The sequence below is a fragment of the Pseudomonas sp. 14P5.3.2 genome, from assembly GCF_057799175.1.
Map to the genome: position 1 here is coordinate 83012 of NZ_JBYOKU010000011.1, position 23602 is coordinate 106613.

The following is a 23602-nucleotide window of genomic DNA, read 5'->3' on the forward strand; positions in this document are numbered from 1 at the left end:
CTGAAACATTTCGTCACAGTCTAGTCGGTTCGGTCAATGGGGGCGGATTGATAGTTGTGGGGTGACTGGTCTGACGCCTTCGCGAGCAAGCCCGCTCCCACAGGGGATCAGTGTCGTACACAAAAATGAGTCATCACAAAAATCCAGTGTGGGAGCGGGCTTGCTCGCGAAGAGGCCGGTTCAGCCACCCCGTCACTCAGCCTGACGCAAGCGCTTGTAAAGGGTATTGCGACTAACCCCCAACCGCCGCGCCAGATGCGAAATATTGCCCCCAGCCGCCAGCAATTCGCGGCTCAACGCCTCGGCATCGTTCAGATCAACTCCCAGCGGCGGCGCCAATTCCACCGGCTCCATCTCCAGATCGACAAAAAAATCATCCGGCAGATGCTCCGGCCGCACCGGTTGTTCCTCGGCCATCGCCAGAGCCACCTGCATCACGCTGCTGACCTGGCGCAGATTGCCCGGCCATGGATGACGGGTGAACAGCTCCAGCACCTCGCGGCTCAGCCCGGCCCATTGCGTCGGTTCGCGATGTTGCTCCCACAGGCGTTTGAACAGCGCCTCCTTGTCGCTGCGCTCGCGCAACGGTGGCAGTTCCAGGGTCAGCCCACCGATGCGGTAGTACAAATCTTCGCGGAACCGCCCCAGTTGCACCTGCTCCCTGAGCGAGCGGTTAGTCGCCGAGATGATTCGCAAGTCCACCGCGAATAACTCGCTGCTGCCCACCGGTTGCACGCAGCGCTCCTGCAACACCCGCAACAGCCGCGCCTGAGTCGGCAGCGGCATGTCGCCGATTTCGTCGAGGAACAGGGTGCCTTTGTCCGCCTTGCGGATCAGGCCGATGCTGCCTTTCTGGTTGGCACCGGTGAACGCACCTTTTTCATAGCCGAACAGTTCCGACTCCACCAGTTCGGCAGGGATCGCCGCGCAGTTGACGGCGATGAATGCCTGTTTGCTGCGTGAACTGGCCTGATGCAGGGCTTTGACGAAGACCTCCTTGCCAACCCCGGTTTCGCCGTGGATCAGCAGCGGAATGTCTTTCTCCAATAGGCGCTCGGCCTGACGCACGGCTTTTTCCACGCGGCTGTCGCCAAAATGCAGGGAACTGAGGCTGATCGTTCCCGGCACTTTGAGCGGCGCTGCGGCGGGCTTGGGTTCGGCAAATATCCGGGGCTGAATCGGTGCCTGTTGCGGTCGCTTCAATAAACACTGAAAACGGTTGCGCCCGGTGGTCTGCAGGGCGAACGGCAAGCCGTCAGGCTGATTCAACAGCTCCAATAGCGACACGTTGAACAGGCTCTCGATACTGACCCGCGACAGGCGCACGCCGAGCAGATTGTCCGCCCGCCGGTTGGCCGACAGCACCTGACCGCTCTCATCGAAAATCAGCAAACCGGCCCACTGACTGTCGAGATTGTTCAACCCGGTGTTGAAGGTCAGTTGAAAGTGCTGGCCGTGGAACAGGTTGAGGATCAGCCGGTTCTCCACGGTCTGGCTCATCATCTTGACCATGCCCAGGGTGTGCGAGGGCGGCAGGTAGCTGTCGCTGGACACATCGAGCACCGCGATGACCTTGCGCTCGGCGTCGAAAATCGGCGCGGCGGAGCCGGTCATGAAGCGATTGGCCTTAAGGAAATGTTCATCGTGTTCGATGTGCACCGCTTGTTCGCAGGCCAGCGCAGTGCCGATCGCATTGGTGCCGCTGGAGCGCTCCATCCAGCTCGCCCCGGCGCTAAACCCACGGGCGAGGTGCGGTTCGATAAAACGCTGAGTGCCCCACGATGTCAGCACTTGGCCCTGATGGTCGGCGAGCATGATCAGGCAATTGGAGTTGCTGAGGATGTTTTCGTAATAGGGCAGGACCTCCTGGTGAGTGGTCTGCACCAGTGAATGATGACGGTCGAGTAAATGCGCGATGCCGGAGGCGGGCAATTGATCGAACGCCGGGCTGCTTTGGTGGCTGAGGCCGAACGCGCGGCACCGTTGCCAGGAGCTCTGGACGATCGCGTCGTGGGACAGCGGCGGGGTAGGTGCGGCCATGGTGGTGGGCCTCTGAAGGGCATTTTTATTGTTGTTATGGCACTGCTTTCAAAACCAACACAGATCAAAACTGTGGGAGCGGGCTTGCTCGCGAAGGCGGTATATCAGACACATTTACATCGACTGACACACCGCCTTCGCGAGCAAGCCCGCTCCCACATTGGATCTTCGGTGTTCAGGAAATCTGGGCAAAAAGCGTTCACAGAGTGTTGTTCACGATTGTTCATTGTCAATCGCCAGACTGTTCAAATCTGTTCAGTCATGAACACCGATTCCCCACGTTTTCGGTGCTTTTCAAGACAAATCAACCACTTGCCATTTCTGGCACGAATGTCGCTCTGCTGCACAGGTTGCTTGACTCCAATAATAAAAAAGGCCGAGCCATGTCACTCACCCTGGAGCACGTCTGCCGTACCGTCGAGGGCCAGACCTGGATCGACGATGCCTGCCTGACATTCGAACCCGGATCCTTCAACGTTCTGCTCGGCCGCACGCTGTCCGGCAAAACCAGTCTGATGCGCCTGATGGCCGGTCTGGACAAGCCTGACAGCGGCCGCATCCTGATGAACGGCGTCGACGTCACCCAGCGCCCGGTGCGCCTGCGCAATGTGTCGATGGTCTATCAGCAGTTCATCAACTACCCGACCATGACCGTGTTCGAGAACATTGCCTCGCCGTTGCGTCAGGCCGGTGTTGCCAAGGACATCATCCACAGTAAGGTGCAGGAAACCGCACGGATGCTGCGCATCGAGAAGTTTCTGCAGCGCTATCCGCTGGAGCTGTCCGGCGGCCAACAGCAGCGCACGGCGATGGCCCGGGCGCTGGTCAAGGATGCCGAGTTGATCCTGTTCGACGAGCCGCTGGTCAACCTCGACTACAAGCTGCGCGAAGAACTGCGCCAGGAAATGCGCGAGCTGTTCAAGCTGCGCCACACCATTGCGATCTACGCCACCACTGAACCCAACGAAGCGTTGGCGCTGGGCGGCACCACGACGATTCTGCACGAGGGCCGGGTGATCCAGAGCGGCCCATCGACCTCGGTCTACCACCAGCCGCAAACCGTGCTGGCGGCGGAGTTGTTCTCCGAGCCGCCGATCAACCTGATGCCCGGGCGCATTGCCGGCAACGAAGTCAGCTTCGCCAACTTCGTGCACTTCCCGTTGAACGTCGACCTGCGCCCGGTGGGTGAGGGCGAGTTCCGCTTTGGCGTGCGCCCCAGCCATATCTCGCTGGTGCCGAGCAATGATGACGATCTGGAACTGGCGGTCACCGTCGAAGTGGCGGAGATCAGCGGCTCGGAAACCTTCCTGCATGTGCGCAACGAGCATTTCCTGCTGGTGCTGCACCTGCCCGGGGTTCACGAATACGACGTCGATGCGCCGATCCGCATCTACATCCCGACGCACAAACTGTTCGTGTTCGATGCGCAGGGCCGTCTGGTGCAGGCACCGGGCCGGCGTGTCGCGAGGGTTGCCTGATGGCCGAAATCCGTTTGCAGCACCTCGCCCACAGCTACAGCAAAACCCCGAGCGGGCCAGAGGACTACGCGATCCGCGAGATGGATCACATCTGGGCGCAGGGCGGCGCCTATGCCTTGCTCGGCCCTTCGGGTTGCGGAAAATCGACCTTGCTCAACATCATTTCCGGCCTGCTCAGCCCCTCGCAAGGGCATGTGTTGTTCGACGGCAAAGCGGTCAACGACCTGACCCCGGAGAAGCGCAACATCGCCCAGGTGTTCCAGTTCCCGGTGGTCTACGACACCATGAGCGTGTTCGACAACCTCGCCTTCCCCCTGCGAAATCAGGGCATGGCCGAAGCGAAAGTGCACAGCAAGGTGCAGGAAATCGCCGAAGTCCTCGACCTGCAAAACCTGCTGGGCAAGAAGGCGCGTAACCTCACCGCCGACGAAAAACAGAAAGTCTCCATGGGCCGTGGCCTGGTGCGCGACGACGTCTCGGCGATTCTCTTCGACGAGCCGCTGACGGTGATCGACCCGCACCTGAAGTGGAAACTGCGACGCAAGCTCAAGCAGATCCACGAGCAGTTCAACATCACCATGGTCTACGTGACCCACGATCAGCTCGAAGCCTCGACCTTCGCCGACAAGATCGCGGTGATGTACGGCGGGCAGATCGTGCAGTTCGGCACGCCCCGGGAATTGTTCGAGCGGCCGAGCCACACCTTCGTCGGCTACTTCATCGGCAGCCCGGGGATGAACCTGATCGAGGTGCAGCCGCAACCGGGCGGGGTCGGTTTCGCCTCGACGCACCTGCCGTTGTCTGACGCCTTGCAACGACACATCGAACACGGCCAGTGGAAAAATCTGAAGGTCGGCATCCGCCCCGAGTTCATCCATGTCTGGGACGAGCCGTTTGATGAGGCGATGCAGGCGCGGGTGCTCCACGTCGAAGACCTCGGCACCTACAAGATCCTCACCCTCGACCTCGATGGCGCGCCGTTGAAGGTGCGTCTGGCCGAAGACAAACCGGTGCCGCAGGGCACGGCGTACATCAGTTTTCCGGCGCAGTGGCTGATGGTTTATGCCGATGAGTTTCTGCTTGAAGCCGATGATGAGGTGCAGCCATGAACAAGGTGCAGAACAACAAGGCCTGGTGGCTGGTGTTGCCGGTGTTTCTGCTGGTGGCGTTCAGTGCGGTGATCCCGATGATGACCGTGGTCAACTACTCGGTGCAGGACATCTTCGACCAGTCCAGCCGCTACTTCGTCGGTGCCGACTGGTATCGCCAGGTGCTGCTCGATCCACGTCTGCACGACTCATTGCTGCGTCAGTTCATCTACTCGGCCTGCGTGCTGCTGATCGAAATCCCGCTGGGCATCGCCATCGCCCTGACCATGCCGACCAAGGGGCGCTGGTCGTCGGTGGTGCTGATCATCCTGGCGATTCCGCTGCTGATTCCGTGGAACGTGGTCGGCACCATCTGGCAGATCTTCGGCCGCGCCGACATTGGCTTGCTCGGGTCGAGCCTGAACGCGCTGGGCATCAGCTACAACTACGCGGCCAACACCATGGACGCCTGGGTCACGGTGCTGGTGATGGACGTCTGGCACTGGACGTCGCTGGTGGCGCTGTTGTGTTTCTCCGGGTTGCGGGCGATTCCCGACGTGTATTACCAGGCGGCGCGGATCGACCGGGCTTCGGCGTGGGCAGTGTTCCGCCACATCCAGTTACCCAAGCTGAAAAGCGTACTGCTGATCGCGGTGATGCTGCGCTTCATGGACAGTTTCATGATTTACACCGAGCCGTTCGTGCTCACCGGCGGCGGGCCGGGCAATGCCACGACCTTCTTGAGTCAGACCTTGACCCAGATGGCCGTAGGCCAATTCGATCTGGGGCCGGCGGCGGCGTTTTCGCTGGTGTACTTCCTGATCATCCTGCTGGTCTCGTGGCTGTTCTACACCGCCATGACCCATTCCGACGCCAACCGCTGAGGGCCCGGCCATGAGCAAGACAAAGCTTTTTCCGCTGCTGATCTACATCCTGTTCGTGCTGGTGCCGATCTACTGGCTGCTGAACATGTCGTTCAAGAGCAACACCGAAATCCTCGGTGGCCTGACGCTTTTCCCACAGAACTTCACGCTGGCGAACTACAAGGTGATTTTCACCGATCCGAGCTGGTACAGCGGTTACATCAACTCGGCGTACTACGTGACACTCAACACCGTCATCTCCCTGAGTGTGGCGTTGCCGGCGGCGTACGCGTTTTCGCGCTATCGCTTTCTGGGCGACAAGCACTTGTTTTTCTGGCTGCTGACCAACCGCATGGCGCCGCCGGCGGTATTCCTGTTGCCGTTCTTCCAGCTGTATTCGTCGATCGGGCTGTTCGATACGCACATCGCCGTGGCGCTGGCGCACTGCCTGTTCAACGTGCCATTGGCGGTGTGGATTCTCGAAGGCTTCATGTCCGGTGTGCCCAAGGAAATCGACGAAACCGCGTACATCGACGGCTACAGCTTTCCCAAGTTTTTCGTGAAGATTTTCATCCCGCTGATCGGCTCGGGCATCGGCGTCACGGCGTTTTTCTGCTTCATGTTTTCCTGGGTAGAACTGCTGCTGGCGCGCACGCTGACTTCGGTGAATGCCAAGCCGATTGCTGCGGTGATGACCCGCACCGTGTCGGCCTCGGGCATCGACTGGGGCGTGCTGGCGGCGGCGGGGGTGTTGACCATCCTGCCGGGCATGCTGGTGATCTGGTTTGTTCGCAACCACGTGGCCAAGGGCTTTGCCCTCGGTCGGGTCTGAGGAGCGCATGATGGAATGGATGAGCTGGACCGCCCCCACCGCGGGGTTCTTTATCGCCATCGGCCTGTTGCTGGTGGGCATGACCACATGGGAATTGCGTTCGCCGAGCATTCTGCGGCGAGGTTTTCTGCCGATTGCCACCACTCGTGGCGATCGCTTGTTCATCGGTCTTCTCGGCAGCGCCTACCTGCATCTGCTGGTCATTGGCGTCACCGACTGGAGCATCTGGGCGGCGTCCGCGCTGTCTTTGGTGTGGCTGTTGCTTGTGATGCGTTGGGGCTAGTCGACTCTCGGCAATCGTGCTCCGAAAATCAAACAGGAGGTCTCTATGTTCGACAAAAACAATAAGCTGCGACATAGCATTTCATTGGCGGCCGTGCTGGCACTCAGCGGTTTGAGCGCATCGGCCTGGGCCGATGCCTATGAGGACGCTGCGAAAAAATGGATCGGCAGCGAATTCAAGCCATCGACCCTGACGCCCGAACAGCAACTCGATGAATTGAAGTGGTTCATCAAGGCCGCCGAGCCGTTTCGCGGGATGGACATCAAAGTGGTCTCGGAGACCCTGACCACCCACGAATACGAGTCCAAAGTGCTGGCCAAGGCCTTCACCGAAATCACCGGGATCAAGTTGACCCACGACCTGCTGCAGGAAGGCGACGTGGTGGAAAAACTGCAGACGGTGATGCAGTCGGACAAGAGCATCTACGACGGCTGGGTCAACGACTCGGACCTGATCGGTACGCACTTTCGCTACGGCAAGACCGAGGCGATCACCGACCTGATGGCCAACGAAGGCAAGAACTTCACCTCGCCGACGCTCGACATCAAGGACTTCATCGGCATCTCGTTCACCACGGCGCCGGACGGCAAGATCTATCAACTGCCCGATCAGCAGTTCGCCAACCTGTACTGGTTCCGCGCCGACTGGTTCGAACGGGCCGATCTGAAAGCCAAGTTCAAGGAAAAGTACGGCTACGAATTGGGCGTGCCGGTGAACTGGTCGGCTTATGAAGACATCGCCAAATTCTTCAGCGAAGACGTCAAGGAAATCGACGGCAAGCGCGTCTACGGGCACATGGACTACGGCAAGAAAGACCCGTCGCTGGGCTGGCGTTTCACCGATGCCTGGTTCTCCATGGCCGGTGGCGGCGACAAGGGTATTCCCAATGGTTTACCGGTGGACGAGTGGGGGATTCGCGTCGAGGATTGCCACCCGGTTGGTTCCAGCGTGACCCGCGGCGGCGACACCAACGGTCCGGCGGCAGTGTTCGCCACCCAGAAATACGTCGACTGGCTCAAGGCCTACGCGCCACCGGAAGCGGCGGGCATGACCTTCTCCGAGTCCGGCCCGGTGCCGTCGCAGGGCAATATCGCCCAGCAGATTTTCTGGTACACCGCGTTCACCGCCGACATGACCAAGCAGGGCCTGCCGGTGATGAATGCCGATGGCACACCGAAGTGGCGCATGGCGCCGTCGCCGCGCGGGCCGTATTGGGAGGAGGGCATGAAGCTTGGTTATCAGGACGTGGGTTCGTGGACGTTCATGAAATCCACGCCTGAGAAACAGAAACTCGCGGCGTGGCTGTACGCGCAGTTCGTCACCTCGAAAACCGTGTCACTGAAGAAAACCATCGTCGGCCTGACGCCGATCCGCGAGTCGGACATCAACTCGCAGGCAATGACCGATCTGGCACCGAAACTTGGTGGCCTGGTCGAGTTCTACCGCAGCCCGGCCCGCGTGCAATGGACCCCGACCGGGACCAACGTGCCGGACTATCCGCGTCTGGCGCAACTATGGTGGAGCCACATCGCCGAAGCGGCCAGCGGCGAGAAGACCCCGCAGCAAGCGCTGGACGGTCTGGCCAAGGATCAGGACGCGATCATGTCGCGTCTCGAACGCTCCAAGGCGCAAGCAGTGTGCGCCCCGAAAATGAACCCGGAACGCGACGCGCAATATTGGTTCGACCAGCCGGGCGCACCGAAACCGAAACTGGCCAACGAGAAGCCGCAGGGCGAGACCGTGAGCTACAACGAACTGCTGAAATCGTGGGCGGATGCGCGTAAGTGATGGTTGATGTGTGAAAGGCAAACGGCACCGGAAGGTGCCGTTTTTTTGTTGCCTGATCTACCGCTTTCGCGAGCAGGCTCGCTCCCACACTGGATCTGTATCGTTCATAAATGCCGATCACAATCGAGATTACTGTGGGAGCGAGCTTGCTCGCGAATACGGTCTGCCATTCAGCATGGATAGTGACTGACACGCCGCCATCGCTTGCAGGCAAGCAATCCCACAGATTGCAGTGGTGTTCACAAAACTCAAAAATACCCTGCCCACTGCAGCAGCTACTAAAGGGCATCGGTCAATGCCAGCTTCATGCTTGAGTTTCTTCAAAGGTATCAAGCATGGCGTCAGGCAATGGCGAATCGAAATCTTCAGGCAGCACCAACTTGCCTTTCATAGCGCCAATTCGTGGTGTGCCGGTTTTTCCTGTGTGAGCGAAAAGGCGCTGCGCCCGACCTTGGACTGCCAGAGTCTCGATTTCTGCAACCAACTCACAAAACATGTCTCTGCTCATAGTGCCCCCCATCGTTCTTCTACCTGCAAAGACCTTCACCATAAAACTACCCACTCAAGGCTGGCTGTAGGACGAGGCGGATGTTAGGGCGGGAGCTTTCGGAGTTTGTGCGGAGACGAGAGCGTATCGGTAAAAAATCGTACAAAACTTCCGATTCCCATTCTGACATTCAACATGGATATCGCCTGATCCGACGCTTTCGCGAGCAAGCTCACTCCCACAGGTTTTGGCGGCGTCGACACATTTTGTGAATGACTACTGTCCCTGTGGGAGCGAGCCTGCTCGCGAAGGCTGAGTATCAGGCAGTGCAGATGTTGAAGGGCCCACCGCCATCGCGAGCAGGCGAAGGCCTACAGGTTTCAGTGGTGGTCACAAAACCTGAGTACCCCGCAAATCACTGTGAGAGCTTGCCTGCAAGCGATGGGGCCATGGGTGTCGCCGCAGGAAAACCGAGGCGGAATACGGTCATGACGCCGGGTAAGCTCTTCACCTCGGCTACTCCCTGATGCAAGCTCATGATCGAACGCACGATTGCCAGTCCCAGCCCGGTGCTGCCCTGCGAGCGCGAGCGGGCGCTGTCGACGCGGTAGAAGCGGTCGAACAGATGCGGCAGATGTTGCGCCTCGATGCCGGCGCCGGGATTGCTGACCAGCAGTGAAGCCTGCGTCGCGCCTTGCTCGATCAGCAAGGTGATGGTTTTGCCGTTCGGGCAATGACGCAGCGCATTCGACAGCAGATTGGAAATCGCCCGCTGGATCATCAATCGATCGCCCAGCACCGATGCGCAACCAACAACATTCAAATGAATCTGCTTGTCCTGCGCCGACAGCGAAAACATCTCCGCGACCTTCGCCGCTTCATCCTCCAGCGCCACCGATTCAAACGGCGCCAGCGCCGACGGATGACTGACCTGCGCGAGAAACAGCATGTCGGAAACAATCCGCGCCACGCGCTCCAGCTCCTCGGTGCAGGACACCAACACGTCCTGGTATTCCTCGGTCGTGCGCTCACGAGACAGCGTCACCTGCGCCTTGCCCATCAGGTTGTTGATCGGCGTGCGCAACTCATGCGCCAGGTCATCGGAGAACTGCGACAACTGCTGCACCCCGGCATCCAGCCGATGCAGCATGAAGTTGATGCCCTGCGCCAGTTCGCTCAGCTCCTGCGGCATGTTCACCACCGACAGCCGATGATCCAGATCCTGAGTCGAGACCATCGCCGCCACTTTGCGAAACTCGCGCAGCGGCGCCAATCCACGCTGCACCGCGCCCCACGCCGTCAGGCCGATGAACACCAGCAACAGCGGCAAGGCAATCAGCGTCGAGCGCAGGTAGGCACTGAGCAGCGCCTGATCATGCGCGTTGTCCATCGACAGCAGCACCGGCACGCGGCTGCCGTCCTTGAGGCGAATCAGCTTTGACGCGGTAAGGAATTTTGCACCCTCGCCATCGCTGCTGTCGCTGTAGGTCAATTGCTCGGTGGCGGCTCGCACCGCGCGTAACTCGGCGCGCGGATCCTTCAGTCCTGAGCCGGACTTGAGCAGCGGCGAACGCAGGTTCGAACGGTCATAAATCGTCAGCGTCAGGTTGTCATGGCCCATGACCTGATCGAGCAGAATGTGCGGCTTGCCACTGACTTCATTGGCGTCGACGTACAGCGACAGGCTGTGTTCAACCTGCGCCATCTTCTTGTCCAGGCTGTCGCGGGACAGCGCATTCAGCTCATGGGTCAGGGCGAAATAGGCCAGGATCGCCAGAAACACCACCAACAGCGCGCCGAGAATACTCACGGTCAAACCGAGGCGCATCGACAGGCTGGCCGGCTTCATTCGCGCGCCTCCAGCACGTAGCCGACACCGCGCAGGGTGTGGATCAGCTTGTTGTCGAACGGGTCATCGATCTTCGCCCGCAAGCGCCGGATCGACACTTCGACCACGTTGGTGTCGCAGTCGAAATTCATGTCCCACACCAGCGAGATGATCTGCGTGCGGGTCAGCACCTCGCCGGACTGACGCATCAACAAGTGCAGCAGGGCGAATTCCTTGGTGGTCAGGTCGATGCGCTGCTCGCCACGAAACGCCCGATGCCGGCCCGGATCAAGCTCCAGATCAGCGACTTTCAACACTTGCGGCACCGGTATGTTTTCGCTGCGGCGCATCAGGGTGCGCACCCGCGCGAGCAATTCGGGAAACTCGAACGGCTTGACCAGATAGTCGTCGGCGCCCAGATCCAGACCGCGAATCTTGTCCGCCAGCCGCCCGCGCGCGGTGAGCATCATCACCCGCGTCGAGTGGGTGCGGCGCAGTTGCTCCAGCACGCCCCAGCCGTCCAGTTCCGGCAAGTTCACGTCGAGAATGATCAGGTCATAGGCCTGCTGTTGCGCCAGATGCAATCCATCGGCACCGGTGGCGGCGTGGTCAACGATATAACCACTTTCGGTCAAACCCTGATGCAAGTATTCGGCAGCTTTAAGCTCGTCCTCGACGACAAGGATTCGCATGATCTATCACCACTTTTATTTAAGGGATATTTAATTAAGGTGGCCGGGAAAATTATGGTTTTTGTAAGTTCTTCCGGACGCAGTTCAATAACTGAATGACGAACACGGTAAAGGCTGTAGTGGCTACAGGGTCAACCTCCGAGGCCTTTAAAACGGCCATCCGCGACAGCCTGTCGCAGCACAAAAGCGCCAACAGACATGTATTGCATTCAGGCAAGTGCTGTTCGGCAGATAACTACCGAGTATTTGTTTCCATGTATTACGACAAAGCCGTTTGCACTTCGCATCCTAGAACAAAACAACTTTGCCAAACCGTGGATAACGGATTTGTAATGTTCCAGTCACCTTGTCGATAAGTTCAAAACCCTAACGTGGCGGCATCGAAAAATCCTGAATTAAAGGAAGTCCTCCATTGCTCGGTTTAATCGAACTGACGGCGCGATCACGCCTGAACAAAACCGCCAGCGGCCTCTTGTTGTTGGCGTGTAGCAGCCTGGCCAGCGCATCGACCTTGACGCTGGATCAGGCGCTGCAAAGTGCCGTCGCCGGCAACCCCGATCTCGCCGCCGCGCAGTGGGAAATCGGCATAGCCGAGGGCGATCGGCAGCAGGCTGGGCTGATCCCCAACCCCGAGGTGTCGTGGGAAGCCGAAGACACCCGACGCGACTCGCGCACCACCACGGTGATGCTCAGCCAGCCGATTGAGTTGGGCGGCAAACGCGGCGCGCGCATCGATGTCGCCAGCCGTGCGCAGGACGCCGCCGGTATCGAACTGGAGCGCAAACGCAATGCCTTGCGCGCCGATGTGATCCAGGCGTTCAACAGCGCGCAAACCGCGCAGCAACGCTTGCAGCTGTCGCGCCAGTCACTGCAACTGGCCGAGCACGGTGTGCGCGTTGCTCAGGGGCGCATCGAGGCCGGTAAATCGTCGCCAGTCGAAGGCACGCGAGCGCAGGTGCAGCTCTCGGAAGTGCGCCTGGAGGTGAGCCGCGCCGAGCGCGATCAGGCCAACGCCTATCAGCAACTGGCGCAAGTCATGGGCGCACCGTTGCCGACCTCGACCAATGTGCAAGCCGCGACGCAAAACCTCGCCACGCTGCCGCCGCCCAGTCGTTTGCTCGAGCGTCTGAACCAGACCGCCGAGCTGCGTCTGGCGAAACTGCAGATCGATCAACGCGAAGCATCGTTGGGCCTGGAAAAGTCGCAGCGCATTCCCGACCTGACCGTGAGCATTGGCAGCCAGTACAGCGAAACCGAGCGTGAGCGGGTCAACGTGGTCGGGCTGTCGATGCCGATTCCGCTGTTCAACCGCAATCAGGGCAACGTGCTCGCCGCCGCACGGCGCACCGATCAGGCGCGGGATCTGCGCAACGCCACCGAGCTGCGTTTGCGCACCGAAGTCCAGACCAGCCTTGAGCAATGGCAGACCGCCAATGGCGAAGTCGACGCGTTCAATCAGAGCATCCTGCCCGCCGCACAAAGTGCAGTGGACAGCGCCACCCGTGGTTTCGAAATGGGCAAATTCGGCTTCCTCGATGTGCTCGACGCCCAGCGCACCCTGATTGCCGCGCGCAGCCAATACATCCAGGCCGTCAGCGAGGCGACCGATGCCCGCGTGCGCCTCGAACGGATCTTCGGCGACCTCAGCGTCAGCCCTTGAATTTCATTTTCAGACAACTGCGCGAAGCACGGCGCAGAGGAGTTTCCATGGATAAAAAACTGCTGGTGGTCGCGGTCGCGACCTTGGCGCTGGGCATTGGCATCGGATCGATGTGGCCGGTCAATTCGAGTATCGACGCGCATGCCGATGAGGCTTCCGAACATGCTGATCACGCCGAGGAGGGCGCGGCCGCCGAAGGCGGACATGCCGAAGAAGGCCACATCGAATTGAGCACCGAGCAGATCGCGGCGGCAGGCATTCAACTGGCCGAGGCGCGGGCGCAGAGCATCAGTCTCGGCCTGTCGTTCCCCGGCGAAGTGCGCTTCGACGAGGACCGCACGGCGCACGTCGTGCCGCGCGTGCCGGGGGTGGTCGAGTCGGTGGCGGTCAACCTCGGGCAACCGGTGAAGAAGGGCCAGTTGCTGGCGGTGATCGCCAGTCAGCAGATTTCCGATCAGCGCAGCGAGCAGGCCGCCACGCAACGTCGCTTGGCGTTGGCGCGCACCACCTACGAACGCGAGAAAAAGCTCTGGCAGGACAAGATCTCCGCCGAACAGGATTTCCTCCAGGCGAAGCAAGCGTTGGAAGAGGCGGAAATCGCCATGAACAACGCCCGGCAGAAAATCAGCGTACTCAGCGGCAGCGTGGTCGCCACCGGCGGCAATCGCTACGAACTGCGCGCACCGTTCGATGGCGTGGTGGTGGAAAAACACCTGACGCCGGGCGAGGTGGTCGATGAAACCACGGCCGCTTTCACCCTTTCGGACTTGTCCCGCGTGTGGGTCACGTTCGGCGTTTCGCCCAAGGATCTGACCCAGGTGCAGGTAGGCAAACCCGTCACCGTGAGCGCGCCGGAATTGCAAGCTGAAGTCACTGGCAGCGTGGCTTTCGTCGGCAGTCTGCTTGGCGAACAGACGCGCACCGCGACCGTGCGCGTGACGCTGGAAAACCCGCAGGGCTTATGGCGCCCGGGGCTGTTCGTCTCCGCGCGGGTCGCCACCGACAGCCGCCAGGCCAATGTCGCGGTGCCGGAAACCGCGATCCAGACCGTCGAGGACAAACCCACGGTGTTCGTCCGTACCGACGACGGCTTCAAGGCGCAGGCAGTGGAACTGGGCAGCCGCGCCGCCGGCCACGTGGAAATCACCCAAGGGCTGGAACCGGGCGTGCAAGTCGCCAGCGCCGGCAGCTTCGTCCTCAAGTCGGAGCTGGGCAAAGCCTCAGCCGAGCACAGTCATTAATTCTGGAAGGTTCCCATGTTCGAACGCCTGATCCAGTTTGCCATCGAGCAGCGCATCATCGTGCTGCTCGCCGTTCTGCTTATGGCCGGCCTCGGCGTCGCCAGTTATCAAAAGCTGCCGATCGACGCCGTGCCCGACATCACCAACGTCCAGGTGCAGATCAACACCGGCGCCGCCGGGTTCTCGCCGCTGGAAACCGAGCAGCGCATCACCTTCCCGATTGAAACCGCGATGGCCGGGTTGCCGGCGCTGGAGCAAACCCGTTCGCTGTCGCGCTCGGGCCTGTCGCAAGTGACGGTGATCTTCAAGGATGGCACCGACCTGTTCTTCGCTCGCCAACTGGTCAACGAGCGTTTGCAGATCGCCAAGGCGCAATTGCCCGAAGGCGCGGAAGCGGTGATGGGGCCGATCTCCACCGGACTCGGTGAGATCTTTTTATGGACGGTGGAAGCCCAGGAGGGCGCGCTGAAGGAAGACGGCAGCGTCTACACGCCGACCGATCTGCGAGTGATTCAGGACTGGATCATCAAGCCGCAATTGCGCAACGTGCCGGGTGTCGCCGAGATCAACACCATCGGCGGGTTTGCCAAGGAATACCAGATCGCGCCGGACCCGAAACGCCTCGCCGCGTACAAGCTCACGCTCACCGATCTGATCACCGCGCTGGAGCGTAACAACGCCAATGTCGGCGCCGGGTACATCGAGCGCAGCGGCGAGCAGTTGCTGATCCGCGCGCCGGGGCAGGTGGCGAGTACCGAAGACATCGCCAACATCGTCATGGCCAACGTCGACGGCACGCCGATCCGGGTGAAGAACGTCGCCAGCGTGGAAATCGGCCGTGAATTGCGCAGCGGTGCCGCCACCGAAAACGGTCGTGAAGTGGTGCTGGGCACGGTGTTCATGTTGATCGGCGAGAACAGCCGCACCGTTTCGCAAGCGGTGGCCAGCAAGCTGGAACAGATCAACAAATCCTTGCCCAAAGGCGTGATCGCCGTGCCGGTGTATGACCGCACGCACCTGGTCGACAAAGCCATCGCCACGGTGAAAAAGAACCTGATCGAAGGCGCGATTCTGGTGATCGCGATTCTGTTCCTGTTCCTCGGCAACATCCGCGCCGCGTTGATCACCGCGATGGTGATTCCGCTGTCAATGCTGTTCACCTTCACCGGGATGTTCAGCAACAAGGTCAGTGCCAACCTGATGAGCCTCGGCGCGCTGGACTTCGGGATCATCGTCGACGGCGCGGTGGTGATCGTCGAAAACACCCTGCGCCGCCTGGCTCACGCGCAGCAGCATCACGGCCGTTTGCTGACTCGTGCCGAGCGTTTCAAGGAAGTGTTTGCGGCGGCGAAAGAGGCGCGGCGCCCGCTGATTTTCGGCCAGTTGATCATCATGGTCGTGTACCTGCCGATCTTCGCCCTGAGCGGCGTCGAAGGGAAAATGTTCCACCCGATGGCGTTCACCGTGGTTATCGCGCTGCTCGGTGCGATGCTGTTGTCGGTGACCTTTGTGCCGGCAGCGATTGCGCTGTTCGTCACCGGCAAGGTCAAGGAAGAAGAGGGCGTGGTGATGCGCGGTGCACGTCGGGTGTATGCGCCGGCGCTGGCCTGGGTCATGGCGCATCGCGCGGTGGCCGTGGGCGCGGCGTTGGCGGTGATCGTGCTCAGCGGCGTGCTCACCAGCCGCATGGGCAGCGAGTTTGTGCCGAGCCTCAGTGAGGGGGATTTCGCCCTGCAAGCGCTGCGCGTGCCGGGCACCAGCCTGACGCAATCGGTGGACATGCAGCAGCGTCTGGAGACCCTGATCCTGGCCAAAGTGCCGGAGGTTGAACGGGTGTTCGCCCGCACCGGTACGGCGGAAATTGCTTCCGACCCGATGCCGCCGAACATCTCCGACAGCTACGTGATGCTCAAGCCCAAGGATCAATGGCCAGACCCGAAAAAGTCCCGCGAAACCCTGATGGCCGAGTTGCAACAAGCCGCCGCGACCTTGCCGGGCAGTAACTATGAGCTGTCGCAGCCGATCCAGTTGCGCTTCAACGAACTGATCTCCGGCGTGCGCAGCGATGTCGCGGTCAAGGTGTTCGGCGATGACATGGACGTGCTCAACGCCACGGCGGCGAAGATCGCGGCGGCGATGCAGAAGGTCAACGGCGCCTCTGAAGTGAAGGTCGAGCAGACTACCGGGCTGCCGGTGCTGACCATCAATATCGATCGCGACAAGGCGGCGCGTTATGGCCTCAACGTTGGCGATGTGCAGGACACCATCGCCGTGGCCGTGGGCGGACGGCAGGCTGGCACTTTGTACGAGGGTGATCGGCGCTTCGACATGGTGGTGCGCTTGTCCGACGCGATGCGCAAGGACATCGACGGCTTGTCGGCGCTGCTGATTCCGGTGCCGGCGCTGAGTGGTGCGGCGAACCAGATCGGTTTTATCGCCCTGAAGGACGTCGCCAGCCTCGATCTGGTGCTCGGGCCAAACCAGGTCAGCCGCGAGAACGGCAAGCGTCTGGTGATCGTCAGCGCCAACGTGCGCGGGCGCGATATCGGCTCGTTCGTCAGTGAGGCCGGTGCGGTGATCGAGCGCGAGGTGCAGGTGCCGGCCGGTTACTGGACCAGTTGGGGCGGGCAGTTCGAGCAACTGCAATCGGCGGCCAAGCGCTTGCAGATCGTGGTGCCGGTGGCGTTGCTGCTGGTGTTCGGGTTGCTGTTCATGATGTTCAACAATTTGAAGGACGGCTTGCTGGTGTTTACCGGGATTCCGTTTGCCTTGACTGGCGGGGTGATGGCGCTGTGGCTGCGGGATATTCCGTTGTCGATTTCCGCTGGCGTGGGGTTTATCGCGTTGTCCGGGGTGGCGGTGCTCAACGGTTTGGTGATGATCGCGTTCATTCGCAATTTGCGCGAGGAAGGGCGCTCACTGACGGAGGCAATCAACGTCGGCGCGCTGACGCGCTTGCGGCCAGTGTTGATGACCGCACTGGTGGCGTCGCTGGGATTTATTCCGATGGCGCTGGCGACCGGCACCGGCGCCGAGGTGCAGCGGCCACTGGCAACCGTGGTGATCGGCGGGATTCTGTCCTCGACGATCCTCACGCTGCTGATCTTGCCCGCGCTGTACCAGATCGCCCATCGCCGGGATGAGGACACCGTACCGTCTGAGTAGGTGATCTCCTGTGGGAGCGGGCTTGCTCGCGAAGAGGCCGTGTCAGTGGACATCAATGTTGGATGACACACCGCTTTCGCGAGCAAGCCCGCTCCCACATGGGTTCCGTGCACTGATCCGGCAGATAACGGATATGTAATTCCCCCGCCACCGTCACGAAAGGTTCACCTTGTTACCTTGATCCCGTCAGTTACTTAAACGAGGAATCAACCATGAAATTCGCCCAACTGAGTGCCTTCGCAACCGCCCTGATGCTGTCGTCGCTGGCCATGGCCGAAGGCGGTGGTGACCGCACCTTCGACCGGATGATGACCGCCAACGACCGCGCCGTGGAGCTGTTCGTGGCCAAGGAAAAAGCCGCTGCCAACCCGGTGGTGGTCAATGAAAAGAACGACCAGAAAACTCAGGATCTTTAACGCGGCCTGAACCTGCGCAAGCCCGTCATCGCGCATCGATGCCGGGCTTTTTTTCGGGCCTGGAAGGGAAGGAAATGGAGATGAAAATGCTTAAGTCGATCGTGTTCGCCAGCGTCATGGCGATGTCCGTGAATGCATTGGCCGAGGGCGGCGGTGATCGCACCTTCGAGCGCGCGTTCAGCGCCAACGCCAAAGCCATGGAGCAATACGCGGCTGAGCGCGGCAAAGCGGCGCCGGTGGTCAAGGAATACGAATACGGCATGCAGCTCGACGTGGTGAAAATCGTCAGCGTGGTGAAGCCGCAACCTGCCTGCTCGGTGGTCCCTACCGCTATGACCTACGAAGACTCGCAAGGGCAACTCAACACCCTCAGATACAGCGTGGCCGGCGTGTGCCGCAACAGTGGTGGCTAAACAACACCTGATCCCCGGAGCTGCATTTAAAAGTTGTGTGGGAAAAGCAGAACCTTCCCACAATGTTTTCAGGTTGCCCTTCGGACGTCAGCTCTCTAGCCTGTGTGTTCAAGGAGGGTTACCTGGTCGGCAAGGGCTCGACGTCGACAGTGGCCGGGAGCGGAGACGCTTCCTGGTTCAACTTGCGTCGGGCAATCTCGGCGCCGCGCAGACGCAGAGGCGTTTCGATAAAGCGGTAGTTGAGTTCGCTCAGCAGCACCAGCAGACCCACCGACGTCAATAACAGCTCAAGGGTGAAACGCCCATCCAGCGGCACGCCTTGGTTAGCGGCAACACGCGTCCAGATCTCTGTACTCAGGTGGTTGGTGAACACGTGGATCACGTAGAGCCCATACGACCGTGAGCCGAGCCACTGCATGAGACCGCGCATGAACGCCGGGCAGTAGATGTAGCCTTTCTGATAACTCGCCAGCCAGACAATCAATACCGCGACCATCGCGACGATGCCGACAGCAATGGGCATGGCAATCAGCTGGATGGCGACAGAGCCCAGCATGTACAGCAGGAACAGCGTGCAAAGCAGCGGTTTGATCGTCCCCTGACCCAGCCCGACCGGTTCTATCTGCCGATAGAGGCGGGTACGGGTGAACAGGCACAAGAGAATTCCCCAGAGCATTGCATCCAGACGGAAGTGCGTGAGGATGCTTGTGGGTTGGCCGTAGGGGTTTCGATCAATACCGAACTGCAACGCAATCAGTGCGAACAGGGCAATGACCCGCCAACGCGGGGCCGTGACAAACAGCAGAAAAAAAGGAAACACGAAGTAAAACTGCTCTTCGAGCGCCAGGCTCCAGTATTGAGGGCTGGGGCCCAGCAGCGAGTTGTAATGCATCGCCAGATTGCCGCTGAAGGTCGCGACGGCGGTGAAACTGCGCAGATTGTCATACCACGAACCAAAGGCGTTCGATTGGTTGAAAACAATGGAAAACAACAGCGGAATCAGTATCCAGAGCCATGCTGTGGGCAGCAGGCGATAGGCGCGGCGCAGCCAGAAACAGGCAGTTGCCAGACCGAACTGACCTTGGGCGCGCTGTTGGTCGAAATGGTCCAGATAGGCCTTGCTGACCACGAAACCGGAAATGCAGAAGAACAGGTCGACACCGGTCCAGGGCATGAAAATCGAGAATATTCTCAGCAGCGTATCGGTATGGAACGGCAGCATCATAGTGACATGGCACAAGAAGGTCATGGCCACAGCAGCCCCTCGCAAGTACTCGATTTCCAGGTTCTTACGGCTACTCATCGGTCCCTCGTTATTTTTGTTGGTCAGCGCAGGCGAAGATGGCAGGTGGCTTGCGGTTCGGTCAAGAAAACGATGAGTTTGTTCAGCGCAAAAAAAAGCGCCCCGAAGGACGCCAAAAAATTCACCTCTGACCAAAGGAGCAAGGAGCTTCTAAAGGTGAATGGTATTGCTCGGGAAACTCAGAGAATCGCCAGCGGGTATTCGACGATCACCCGCACTTCATCCAGATCCGACTCGAACGCCGTGGCGCGGGTGGTGGCCTGGCGCAAACGCAGCGACAGGTCTTTCATCGAACCGCTCTGCACCACGTATTTGACTTCGACGTCGCGCTCCCAGCGCTTCTGGTCGGTCAGCGGATTGCCTTCGGCATCGCGGCGCATGTACACGGCGTTGGCGTTGGAGTAGTCGGCGTCGGTGCCGCGTGCGTAACGGGTCATGAACGACAGACCGGGTACGCCGTAAGGGCTCATGTCGAGGTCGTAGCGCACCATCCACGAACGTTCCTTCGGCGAGTTGAAGTCGCTGTACTGGATCGAGTTATCGAGGAAGATCGAGTCGGACTGGCGCAGGTAATCGAAGTCGTCATTGCCGTTGTTGCGCTGGTGGGAGAGGGCGACGGAGTGCGCGCCGAGTTTCACCCCGACGCGGCCGCTCCAGATGTTGTTGTCGAATTGGCCGAGCAGTTGCTTGCCTTCGTCGACCGCCTTGTAATAGTTCAGGCCGCCGAACAGCGACAGGTCGTCCGCCAGCGGATAGGTCCAGGCGGTGCCGGCGTAATACTGATTCCAGGCATCCTTGAGGCGACTGGAGTACAGGCTGAAACTGAGGTTCTTGTTCAGCACGTAGTCGCCCCCGCCATAAGCGATCCACGGCGAATTGACCGGGCCGGCGTAGAACGTGGCGAAATTTTCGCGCATGTCGCTGGACACCGGTTGGCTCATCGCATGCAAGCGACCGCCCTGAATCGACAGACCGTCGATACTGGTGTTGGACGCCGTCACACCGCGAAAGCTTTCCGGCAGCAGGCGCGAATCACCTGCGGCCACCACCGGGTTGGCCGGGAACACATCACCGACCTTGACCACGGTATCGAAGGCCCGCACTTTGGCGGCGCCACCGATCTTGGTGTATTCATCCCGCGCCTGGCCGTCACTGTTGACCGGCAGCATATCGAACGAACTGCGCCCGCCGTTGCGGCCGTCACCGGTGTCGAGTTTCAAGCCGAGCATGGCAAATGCATCGACACCGACCCCGACGGTGCCTTGGGTGAAACCGGATTCGAACTTGCTGATCACCGCATGCGCCCAGGCTTCGGAATAACCGTTGCCGGTGGGGCTGGACTGGCCGTCGCGATGATCACGATTGAAGTAGAAGTTGCGGTTGAGCACCGTCAGGCTGCTGCCTTCGACAAAGCCCTCAGGCTTGTCTTCTGCAAACACCATGGACGGCCCGGAGCCGACCACCACCGCTAAAGCGGCCATCGACATTTTTGTATTGTTAACCATCAAACACTCCTTGGGTTCGGCAGAACGGGAACGTGCGTCGGCGTGGTTTTATTGTTCGACGGGCAAAGGCCCGCCGGCATTGGTCGCCGGGTCACATCGTTGCAAGCTGCGGATAACGCCAAGGTGATGGGGGAATTACAATTTCGTCATGTGGCGAACCTGGGTTTTGTGAACGCCACGCAACCTGTGGGAGCGGGCTTGCTCGCGAAAGCGGAGTGTCGGGCAATGAAGATATTGAATGTGCCGACGCCTTCGCGGGCGAGCCACACTCCCACAATGATCCGGGTTTGCCACGGCATCTGTGGAAATGTGGACTGATTGATCCACATTTATGCAGAAATGGCTGTTACCTTCGCAGGTTCATTCCCGTCCGCACATACCTCATGGAGAGAGAAATGTTCGAGATCAGAAGAGCTACCCCGGACGATGCGCGGATCGCGTTCGACATTCGGCGCCTGGCCATCCGGCACCAATGCATCGGTGCCTACAGCCAGCAGCAAATGCTCGACTGGACCAAAGGGGCGGCCGAAGACGGCTACGACACGCTGATGGAAAAACACTTTTATCTGGGCTGCATTGAGGGTGAGGCTGTAGCGACCGGCATGCTCGACCTGGATTACCGTGAAATCGGCGCGATCTTCATTCGTCCGGATTTCATGCAGCGTGGGCTGGGCAAGCGTGTTCTGTTCTTTCTTGAAGATTTGGCGCGGAATCTCGGGCTGACCGAGGTGTGTCTGGACGCGACGTTGAATGCGGTCGACTTTTATCGGTGCTGCGGTTACATCGGGGAGGGGAGTGCAATTTATCAATCGCCTTCGGGTCTGCAACTGGCCTGTGTGCCAATGGTGAAGAAACTGTGATGCCATTGTGGCGAGGGAGCTTGCTCCCGCTGGACTGCGTAGCAGGCCCCGCTTCTCAGCTGAACAGCGGGGCCGCTTCGCGTCCCAGCGGGAGCAAGCTCCCTCGCCACAGGTTATTTGTTGCTACATAGAATCCGTAAAACAAAAACGGCACCCGAAGGTGCCGTTTCCGTTTCCAGCCAGCCGAATATCAGCCCGCCAGACCCGCCTGCTGAACCAGAGTCAGCAATGGCTGCGGGTACACACCCAGGAAGAACGCGACCAGGGCGATGGCCAGCAGCATTACGCCGCCAGCCTTCTGTTCCCAGTGCAGCTGGGCGTCGTGGCGGCGCAGGTTCGGTTCGATCAGGTACAGGGTGACCATCACGCGCAGGTAGTAGAACACGCCGATGGCGCTGCCCAGTACCAGCGAACCGACCAGCCACCATTGGTGCGACTCGACGCCGGTAGCGATGATGTAGAACTTGCCGATGAAGCCAGCGGTCAGCGGGATACCGGCCAGGGACAGCATCATCACGGTCAGAACGGCGGTCAGGTACGGACGGCGCCAGAACAGGCCGCGGTACTCGTACAGCGCGTCGGCGTCACGGCCGTTGTATGGCGACGACATCAGAGTGATCACGCCGAACGCGCCGAGGCTGGTGATCACGTAGGTGACCAGGTACACGCCGATGGCTTCCACCGCCAGACCCTTGCTCGCCACCAGGGCAATCAGCAGGTAGCCGAAGTGCGCAATGGACGAGTAACCGAGCAGACGCTTGAGGTTGCTCTGGGTCAGGGCCAGCAGGTTACCGAACAGGATCGAGGCGACGGCGATCACACTCAGTACGTCGCTCAGCACGCCACTGCTCGCGGCAGGGGAGATCTGGAACAGACGCACCATCACCGCGAACACGGCAACCTTCGACGCCGTGGCGAGGAACGCGGCGACTGGCGCCGGAGCACCTTCGTAGACGTCCGGGGTCCACAGGTGGAACGGTACCAGCGACAGCTTGAACGCCAGACCGATCAGCATCATGCCCAGACCCAACTGCGCCAGCGAGCTCGGCAGGTTGGTGGTGGCCAGGGCCTGACCGATACCGTTGAAGCTCAGGGTGCCAGCGTCAGCGTAGAGCAGGGCCATACCGAACAACAGGAACGCGGAACCGGCCGCGGACAGCACCATGTACTTGATGCCGGCTTCCAGCGAACGCTTGTTGAAGAAGGCATAAGCCACCAGACCGTAGACCGGCACCGACAGCAGTTCCAGACCGATGAACAAACCGGCCAGGTGCTGCGCGCTGACCAGAACCAGACCACCGGCAGCGGCCATCAGGATCAGCAGGTACAGTTCTTCACGGTTGCCCGGGTAACCCGAACCGCCATCGCCGAGGTAGGCGTGGGCGAGGGTTACACAGGCGAGGGTGGCGACCAGGATCAGCGCCATGTACAGGCAGGCGAAGGTGTCGACTTGCAGCAGTGGCGTCACGGCCAGAGGCGCGACTTTCAGGGCTGGCAGGATCGACAGCAAGGCCAGGTTCAGACCGGCGACCGAGATCAGGAAGGTCTGCGAGTGGTTGCGGCGCCAGGCGATTGCCAGCATCACCACGATAATGGTGAGGCTGGTGATCAACAGTGGCGCAAGCGCAATAAAGTGTTGAATCGTGAATTCCATAGCGCT

General features: G+C 60.3%; 19 protein-coding genes. 12 read left to right on the top strand and 7 right to left on the bottom strand.

Going from position 1 to position 23602, the window contains the following annotated elements:
- Window positions 1–192: 192 nt before the first annotated feature.
- Entirely contained in the window at window positions 193–2040 is a 1848-nt protein-coding gene (locus AC27VU_RS11630) for a sigma-54-dependent Fis family transcriptional regulator (protein WP_488724109.1), read from the bottom strand.
- Between the two features lie 383 nt (window positions 2041–2423).
- Between AC27VU_RS11630 and AC27VU_RS11635 the strand changes: the two genes are divergently transcribed.
- From AC27VU_RS11635 to AC27VU_RS11660, 6 genes are read left to right on the top strand one after another with little or no spacing between them, the layout of a single operon-like run.
- Window positions 2424–3518, top strand: coding sequence for an ABC transporter ATP-binding protein (locus AC27VU_RS11635; RefSeq protein WP_003223751.1), 1095 nt, complete (start codon window positions 2424–2426; stop codon window positions 3516–3518).
- Window positions 3518–4627: an ABC transporter ATP-binding protein gene (locus AC27VU_RS11640; protein WP_488724110.1), complete on the top strand. Its 1110-nt coding sequence runs from the start codon at window positions 3518–3520 to the stop codon at window positions 4625–4627. The genes AC27VU_RS11635 and AC27VU_RS11640 overlap by 1 nt, the downstream gene beginning before the upstream one ends.
- Complete coding sequence (locus tag AC27VU_RS11645) at window positions 4624–5490, top strand: carbohydrate ABC transporter permease (protein WP_003223756.1); 867 nt, start codon at window positions 4624–4626, stop codon at window positions 5488–5490. The genes AC27VU_RS11640 and AC27VU_RS11645 overlap by 4 nt, the downstream gene beginning before the upstream one ends.
- 10 nt (window positions 5491–5500) lie before the next feature.
- Window positions 5501–6301, top strand: coding sequence for a carbohydrate ABC transporter permease (locus AC27VU_RS11650; protein ID WP_003223758.1), 801 nt, complete (start codon window positions 5501–5503; stop codon window positions 6299–6301).
- Window positions 6302–6311: 10 nt separating this feature from the next.
- Window positions 6312–6584, top strand: a complete 273-nt coding sequence (locus tag AC27VU_RS11655) for a DUF2160 domain-containing protein (RefSeq protein ID WP_003223760.1) — start codon at window positions 6312–6314, stop codon at window positions 6582–6584.
- Between the two features lie 45 nt (window positions 6585–6629).
- Window positions 6630–8372, top strand: a complete 1743-nt coding sequence (locus tag AC27VU_RS11660) for an ABC transporter substrate-binding protein (RefSeq protein ID WP_103485333.1) — start codon at window positions 6630–6632, stop codon at window positions 8370–8372.
- A 304-nt stretch (window positions 8373–8676) separates the two neighbouring features.
- Here the strand turns inward: AC27VU_RS11660 and AC27VU_RS11665 are convergent, their stop codons facing one another.
- From AC27VU_RS11665 to AC27VU_RS11675, 3 genes are all read right to left on the bottom strand, one after another.
- Window positions 8677–8880, bottom strand: coding sequence for a type II toxin-antitoxin system prevent-host-death family antitoxin (locus tag AC27VU_RS11665; RefSeq protein WP_488724111.1), 204 nt, complete (start codon window positions 8878–8880; stop codon window positions 8677–8679).
- A gap of 394 nt (window positions 8881–9274) precedes the next feature.
- Window positions 9275–10708: a heavy metal sensor histidine kinase gene (locus AC27VU_RS11670; protein WP_488724112.1), complete on the bottom strand. Its 1434-nt coding sequence runs from the start codon at window positions 10706–10708 to the stop codon at window positions 9275–9277.
- Window positions 10705–11379 carry a heavy metal response regulator transcription factor gene (locus AC27VU_RS11675; protein WP_003223767.1) on the bottom strand — a complete coding sequence of 225 codons (675 nt, stop codon included), beginning with the start codon at window positions 11377–11379 and terminating at the stop codon, window positions 10705–10707. The genes AC27VU_RS11670 and AC27VU_RS11675 overlap by 4 nt, the downstream gene beginning before the upstream one ends.
- Window positions 11380–11791: 412 nt before the next feature.
- Between AC27VU_RS11675 and AC27VU_RS11680 the strand changes: the two genes are divergently transcribed.
- The 5 genes from AC27VU_RS11680 to AC27VU_RS11700 all read left to right on the top strand — a co-directional run bounded on the left by AC27VU_RS11680 (window position 11792) and on the right by AC27VU_RS11700 (window position 18274).
- Window positions 11792–13039 (top strand): TolC family protein, encoded by a 1248-nt coding sequence (locus AC27VU_RS11680; protein WP_488724113.1) that lies wholly within the window; start codon window positions 11792–11794, stop codon window positions 13037–13039.
- 47 nt (window positions 13040–13086) lie between these two features.
- On the top strand, window positions 13087–14280 hold the full coding sequence (locus AC27VU_RS11685) for an efflux RND transporter periplasmic adaptor subunit (RefSeq protein ID WP_488724114.1): 1194 nt from the start codon (window positions 13087–13089) through the stop codon (window positions 14278–14280).
- A 15-nt stretch (window positions 14281–14295) separates the two neighbouring features.
- The gene (locus AC27VU_RS11690; RefSeq protein WP_488724115.1) at window positions 14296–17445 is read left to right on the top strand and encodes a CusA/CzcA family heavy metal efflux RND transporter; all 3150 of its coding nucleotides are present in this window, start codon (window positions 14296–14298) and stop codon (window positions 17443–17445) included.
- Window positions 17446–17657: 212 nt separating this feature from the next.
- On the top strand, window positions 17658–17861 hold the full coding sequence (locus tag AC27VU_RS11695; protein WP_003223774.1) for a co-regulatory protein PtrA N-terminal domain-containing protein: 204 nt from the start codon (window positions 17658–17660) through the stop codon (window positions 17859–17861).
- Window positions 17862–17941: 80 nt separating this feature from the next.
- Entirely contained in the window at window positions 17942–18274 is a 333-nt protein-coding gene (locus tag AC27VU_RS11700) for a DUF2790 domain-containing protein (protein WP_003223776.1), read from the top strand.
- A gap of 118 nt (window positions 18275–18392) precedes the next feature.
- Here AC27VU_RS11700 and AC27VU_RS11705 read toward each other — a convergent pair whose 3' ends face one another.
- Together AC27VU_RS11705 and AC27VU_RS11710 are read right to left on the bottom strand one after the other, a co-directional pair.
- Window positions 18393–19712 (bottom strand): acyltransferase family protein, encoded by a 1320-nt coding sequence (locus tag AC27VU_RS11705; protein WP_488724116.1) that lies wholly within the window; start codon window positions 19710–19712, stop codon window positions 18393–18395.
- Between the two features lie 44 nt (window positions 19713–19756).
- The gene (locus AC27VU_RS11710; RefSeq protein WP_488724117.1) at window positions 19757–21082 is read right to left on the bottom strand and encodes an OprD family porin; all 1326 of its coding nucleotides are present in this window, start codon (window positions 21080–21082) and stop codon (window positions 19757–19759) included.
- Between the two features lie 395 nt (window positions 21083–21477).
- Between AC27VU_RS11710 and AC27VU_RS11715 the strand changes: the two genes are divergently transcribed.
- Window positions 21478–21942, top strand: coding sequence for a GNAT family N-acetyltransferase (locus AC27VU_RS11715; RefSeq protein ID WP_488724118.1), 465 nt, complete (start codon window positions 21478–21480; stop codon window positions 21940–21942).
- Between the two features lie 190 nt (window positions 21943–22132).
- On the opposite strand, the gene nuoN is transcribed toward AC27VU_RS11715, so the two are convergent.
- Window positions 22133–23596 (bottom strand): NADH-quinone oxidoreductase subunit NuoN, encoded by a 1464-nt coding sequence (nuoN, locus tag AC27VU_RS11720; RefSeq protein ID WP_003223784.1) that lies wholly within the window; start codon window positions 23594–23596, stop codon window positions 22133–22135.
- Window positions 23597–23602 lie beyond the last annotated feature (6 nt).